The sequence below is a fragment of the Pseudoalteromonas sp. APC 3691 genome (genome assembly GCF_030408135.1).
In the GTDB taxonomy this organism is placed as follows: Bacteria; Pseudomonadota; Gammaproteobacteria; order Enterobacterales; family Alteromonadaceae; genus Pseudoalteromonas.
The window spans coordinates 1-5659 of record NZ_JASDCB010000112.1 but is presented as its reverse complement, the minus strand read 5'-3'; the positions used below and the strand labels follow the sequence as shown (position 1 = coordinate 5659).

At 35.5% G+C, this 5659-nt stretch carries 6 protein-coding genes; all 6 read right to left on the bottom strand.

All coding sequences use genetic code 11. The annotated features are described in order from the left end of the window. Window positions 1-102: 102 nt before the first annotated feature. The 6 genes from QL998_RS20090 to QL998_RS20065 all read right to left on the bottom strand — a co-directional run bounded on the left by QL998_RS20090 (window position 103) and on the right by QL998_RS20065 (window position 5308). Window positions 103-1287: a zonular occludens toxin domain-containing protein gene (locus tag QL998_RS20090; RefSeq protein WP_290193358.1), complete on the bottom strand. Its 1185-nt coding sequence runs from the start codon at window positions 1285-1287 to the stop codon at window positions 103-105. A gap of 4 nt (window positions 1288-1291) precedes the next feature. Continuing rightward, on the bottom strand, window positions 1292-1609 hold the full coding sequence (locus QL998_RS20085) for a DUF2523 family protein (protein WP_290193357.1): 318 nt from the start codon (window positions 1607-1609) through the stop codon (window positions 1292-1294). 1 nt (window position 1610) lies between these two features. Next, a complete protein-coding gene (locus QL998_RS20080) occupies window positions 1611-3011 on the bottom strand; it encodes a hypothetical protein (protein WP_290193356.1) in 1401 nt (466 codons plus the stop codon). Between the two features lie 118 nt (window positions 3012-3129). Next, on the bottom strand, window positions 3130-3264 hold the full coding sequence (locus tag QL998_RS20075; protein ID WP_290193355.1) for a hypothetical protein: 135 nt from the start codon (window positions 3262-3264) through the stop codon (window positions 3130-3132). A gap of 252 nt (window positions 3265-3516) precedes the next feature. Next, window positions 3517-3822 carry a single-stranded DNA-binding protein gene (locus QL998_RS20070; RefSeq protein WP_290193354.1) on the bottom strand — a complete coding sequence of 102 codons (306 nt, stop codon included), beginning with the start codon at window positions 3820-3822 and terminating at the stop codon, window positions 3517-3519. A gap of 205 nt (window positions 3823-4027) precedes the next feature. Next, window positions 4028-5308, bottom strand: coding sequence for a phage/plasmid replication protein, II/X family (locus QL998_RS20065; protein ID WP_290193353.1), 1281 nt, complete (start codon window positions 5306-5308; stop codon window positions 4028-4030). Window positions 5309-5659: the final 351 nt, after the last annotated feature.

The following is a 5659-nucleotide window of genomic DNA, read 5'->3' as shown; positions in this document are numbered from 1 at the left end:
AATTTATGGGTTGTTAGTAGTGAATATAATAGTAAGTGATAAATTAAAATAAAGTGATGATATCAGAGTAAAAGGTTCCCTCCCGCAAGCGGGTCCCTCCCCTTACTCTGATAAATCATTATCTTCTTGAAAAACTTCCACGGTTGGAGCATCACAGGTAATAAAGTCATGATAAGACTTATAACTTATTTCTATCATACAACCTGACCTAACAATAACAGAGTATCCAGATAAGGCTAAATCTCTTAATGATATATCAAATATATGCTGGCCGTTTTGACTAGCTGAAAGATAGTAATTTTTTAATATCTTTCCTCTATCTGTATACTCTGCCCAGCCAGCTATATGAAGTGCAACCTTATAAAATGGGTGAGATTGCTTTTCAGATTCAGATTCAGAATCTTTAGGTTTTGGTTTTTCCTTTGATAAAGAAGAAACTTGTACTACTGGTAATTCTGACTGGGATACATTAACGGGCACTTTATTTTGAGGAACTGTAGAAGGTTGTACAGGTTGTGAAGACTGGGTATCTTTTATATTTTTCGCTTTTTCCTCTAGGCTCTCACCACCAGAAAGAGCGCCAATCATTACAAATAAACCTATAGGAATGGTAATTGCTGCTCCCCATATGCTCCAGTGGTTATACCATTTTTTAATATCTTTAGTTGTTGCTTCCTCGACTGACTCACTATTTTTAGTGTGACTTGTATAAAAAGGAAAATACTTTTTATCATATTCACGTTCGTTAGTGCTAAAAACAGTTGAAGGTGAGGTTCCTACACCATCATGAACTTTTAAAATGTATAAGTGATTTTGACCCATATGTGCTTTTTTAATGCAACGGTAGGTTAATTGAATCATGTCCTTAATATCACGATTAACTTTTCTAAAGTTTTGAGTGATGAGCATAATGTCAAAACCGTAATGCCTATGCATACTAAAAAACTCAGTTAATTCCTTTTCAGTGCCAGTACTGGGCATGGCCAAGTGGCATTCATCAACAAAAAAGTAAACCTTTTGGCCTTTTTCGTTTTGCCAATCTTGATACTTTAAAAAGAAATCTTTTGTTGAAAAAGGACGTTTACCACCGTAATTGTGAAATTCACCATCAACTATTTCAATTAAATCTCTACAAAATTCGCCATAGACCTCACAAAATTTATCTACATTTAAAGGCAAATTGGTTACTACTTTCCTTTTATCTTGAGTAACAGTTGGAATTATGTGATTTACAACGGCTTCATAACTTTTGCCGCCACCTGGTTTACCTTGAATACCGTTAATCATTGGCTTAACTTCCTAGTCTAGTAAATGGAATTAATTGCAGAACAAGTCTAATAGTTAAAGATGTAACAATCATAGTTAAAGCTTGTGGTACACCAATCTGATTGAGAAACCAACCGAGTTCACTTGGTATAGAACTAGTGTAAGAAGTAACATCCAAACCAGAAAAATATGTATCAACACCCTCAAGTGCTAAGCGACTTATATTTAAAAAACTATCAAACATCCAAATAGTTAAATCCTTATGCATTTCTTGAACTGATAAAACTATGCTCCAAAGAAAAGTTTTAAATTCGTTCCAAGTAGTGGCAAACCAATCCAACATATTAACCCCCGAATATAATTTTGCGGCAAGCAAATGCAGCAGTTAAAAGAATGCAAAGTTTTAGGAAAGGAAGGATAACTGTCCAATCAAAAGGAATAACCTTGCAACCCATATCAATCAAAACATTAAAACAAATCTTCATATCTGGGGCAGAACCGCCAGCAAAACTTAATTTGAATTGCTCTAAAAATTGAAAAAAACCAGTTTGTAAAATGGATTCGCTTTGTGTATCCCATACTCCCTGAAAGCCATTTTCGTAAACTGACTCATAAAAACTTTGTGACTCATTAGGATTAAATTTATTTTCAACATTTGTATTATTTTGTTTCTTTAATTCGCCCAAAATCTCAGCCTGTAAATCATTACCTTTTACTACCTCAGTCCTAACACCTTCAGTTGAAGTTTTAACGCCTTCGGTTGCAGTTTTAACGCCTTCGGTTGCAGTTTTAACGCCTTCAGTTGCAGTTTTAACGCCCTCAACTTCTTCTTTAACCTTAACAACTTCTTTTATTTGGTCTCTAATTACTTCTTCAGTTTTTAAAGTTCCTTTGTATATATTTAATGTATTTTCTTTAACGGTCGCTAATAACTGATTTGAACCCTGAACCTCTTTAGCTATTCGGTCTAATCTTTCTCGATGCGATTCTTCTTCACGATTAATGCTATCGTTAATAATTTTTAAATTATCATTAACCTGATTAAGCGCATCGATATCATTTTCTTTGTCTGAATCATCTCCTTCTTTTGGGTCTTCAGGTGAATCAGGGTCAGGAGTTTTATCAGGATTATCAGGATTTTCAGGCTCTTCAGGCTCTTCAGGTTCTTCCGGTTCTTCCGGTTCTTCCGGTTCTTCCGGGTCAGGAACGCATGCAACAGGTTCAGCTGAACCATAAGAAATTGGTAAATAATAACCTCCATTTTCATCAGTTTGAATTTCACATTGACGGCCGCCAGAAGCAGGATAACAAACAGATGTTGAGCCAGAAGAAGTACCAGAAACAAAAGGGTCAGAATCAGTTGGTTCTGGGCAGTCAGGGTCTAGCTCAGGTTCTTCAGGTTCTTCAGGTTCTTCAGGTTCTGGGTCTTCTTTCGAAGTTGGAATGAATTCAGCAAAACCAATATAAGAAAATTTATTAGTATAAACATTATATCTAAGCGCTGAACCAAATTCAGTCTCAGCGAATACGACAACTTCAGTTCTTTGGTAAGTGCCAATTAATGACCTTGATGTAGCATCAGCATTAACTAAAGATAAACACTCATCGGAAGTGATACCCATAGAATTTGTTGAATTACCTTTACAAGAACCAAGAGTGTAAATTTGAGGAGAAACAGAATCAACAGAATCAGCAGAAACAAAAAAAGCGCTAATAAGCGCCAGTATTAAAATTAAATATTTCATTGGCAGCTAACCCCAACCAAAGTTACGACACACAATAAAACCAGCTAAAGCCCCTATCATCGCTATTATAGTGAGGATAAGGGCGACAATTAAGCCACCCATAAATTAAATCCCCTAATTAAACAGCACGTATTGCACGTTTACCTAAGATACCGCCTTTAAACGCCATTGCCACACCGACAACAATAACCATCGCACCTGTTACAAATGCTGCTACTGTTGTTAAATCTACTGCTGCGAATATATCAGCCATAATTTTATTCCTTAATTTAAAGTAATTTTATAACGCCTTTGGCTACCTTCGCTTTATAGGATAAGAAGCCAAAAAATATTATGAGGCCGAAACCCCAAGTGAATGACTCTCCAACTTCGAGAGCCGTTATCTGAATGCTTTCGACATATGAAGCCGCATCGTGTGAAGGCACTAAAACGTAACCTGTACATTGTTCTAATGTTTCACTTGTTGGGCTTAATGTGCCGTCAGCATTAAGATAAATACATTGCATTAGCTTGCCTTTTTATCAGCAAAATCTGTGTAAGGTTTTAATTTCATGCCAAAGCGATCAAGTTCTAATTGGCCGTATTGGTTAACCTTATAAGATGAAGGTGCAAGCTCATATTTACCAATTTCATAAGCATCTTTATGGTCATCAAAAGTAATTTTAAATTCAACAGGAAATACACCCCCCATATGTGCATAAGCTTTTTGTTCAAAAACAGTTCTTGCAGGTTTATCGCCTTTAGCTGGAAATGTTCTTGGTGTTGGTACGTTTGCACCATTAGTGCCTAAAATTTCAATTATTACACTCATGATTTTGTATCCTCGTTATATTGTTCAATTGCGGCATGTTGGCCGTCTGTGAATTGGTTTGTAAATAAATAAGACTGAAAGTAATTAGTTGTATTCATCCATAAAATAAAATTTATAGAAAAAAGAAAAGAGACTATAGCCAAATGATATTCATACATGAAAAGCTGGGTATAACCGATGAATAAAAAAAGCCAAGACATATAAATCATGATACTAATCTCAGTAATTCGCGATTTTCTGGTAACTGATATTGGTCTGACAAACGCTGAGGTTCTACCCAATTGCTAGGATGCTGTTTGCTAAAATCAACATTTACAAAACGTATAAGCGGGACAACATTAGAAGCAGTTGCTTGTAAATTTTGTAAATAAGCTTTAGGCACAACTTTAGTCAAATCTTCAATGGTTCTGTAAAAAGTAGCTTTTGGCATTGTCGCCTTAACTTCTTCCCAGCCTTCGTGCTTCATCATTCTAAAAGTTCTAAATAAGCGGTCAGCTTTTGAAAAGCTAAAGCCATTTTTAGTTTCAGTTTTAAAATACTGTTTCAGGTTTTCGTGAATTTCTGTATCTGAATAAGTACGCATGGTTGCACCTTCGAACGTTTTAAATATGTCTGACCAAGATTGTTTCCATAATTGCTGTATTAAACACCCATCAAATGATTCGCTATAAGTTTCAAATGCCCAAATATTAGTAGGTATACCAAGACGCTTTAACATTCTTGGCATAACGCTAGCTTCAAGGCGTAATGCATTTTTTGCGAATTCTTGTACTTCTGGTGCTGTCATTGCTTCAAGCTGATTTTTATAAACTTGGCTTTTGGTTTTTTCGTAATTTGCTTGTGCTTTATTTGTTTGGTCTTGTAACTCAAACTGTTTTAAATAGGCTTTTAGTCTTTTATGACGTGAGCCTTTGCCAAAATATGCAGTAGTATCAAATGCAGATTTAGCACCCCTTGTTTGTCCGTTTGATATGTTGCGTAATGCATGAATTACGTTTCTACTATCTGATTCGGTGCTTAAGTGAGCGCTAAAAGTGCAATCTATCTGTGCAAGTTCAGCGTTTTTGAATTCTAAAATTTCGGCCATGTCTGGTAGTGCATAGCAAAAAGCAGTGATAAGCGAATCAATACAAAGCATAACGTTACATGTTCCGTAAACGTTGTGACCTTGTAGTAATTTTGCAGGACTTGCTTTTAATTCAATGTATGGGTAGTAGTTTTGACCACCCGCCCTAACTTTGAAAGCTAATGTAGACCAAGAACTAGGTAATGATTCGAACGGGTGAATTAATGCTGAAACCTCAGCAAGACATATATTTTCTGCATCAAGTCGATAGTCGTTATCAGTAAAAACAACATCGCCAGCAGCCATTCTACAACCTCTTTTTTGACACTCACGCAAATCAATAAGGCCGCTTTCCCCGTCAGGAGACATAGCAACTATCGATTCAACAAATGGTATCTTTATAGTTAAGAGGTCAATCATTACATGTAAACACGAAATAAATAATTTAAAGGATTATAGTCCTAGAATTTAATACATGTAAACATATTTCATAATTATTTTTTAAATGTTGTATAGTTGCATGAATATTTAACCGAGATTTTTAGCAGATGAAAAACCGTAAAGACACTACTATTGCTATTAATGGAGAACGAAAAGAGATGTTGCAGGACGCAGCCGTAGACATAACGATAGCAACTAGAGAAACGATAAAAACGTCAACAATTGTGCAATATTTAATTGATAATTACCTGAGTGAAGCAGTTAAGGATCTAAAAAATAAACGTAAGGGTTAGTGCAAAAAGTCTCAAAATGGGACTAGAGTCCACTATT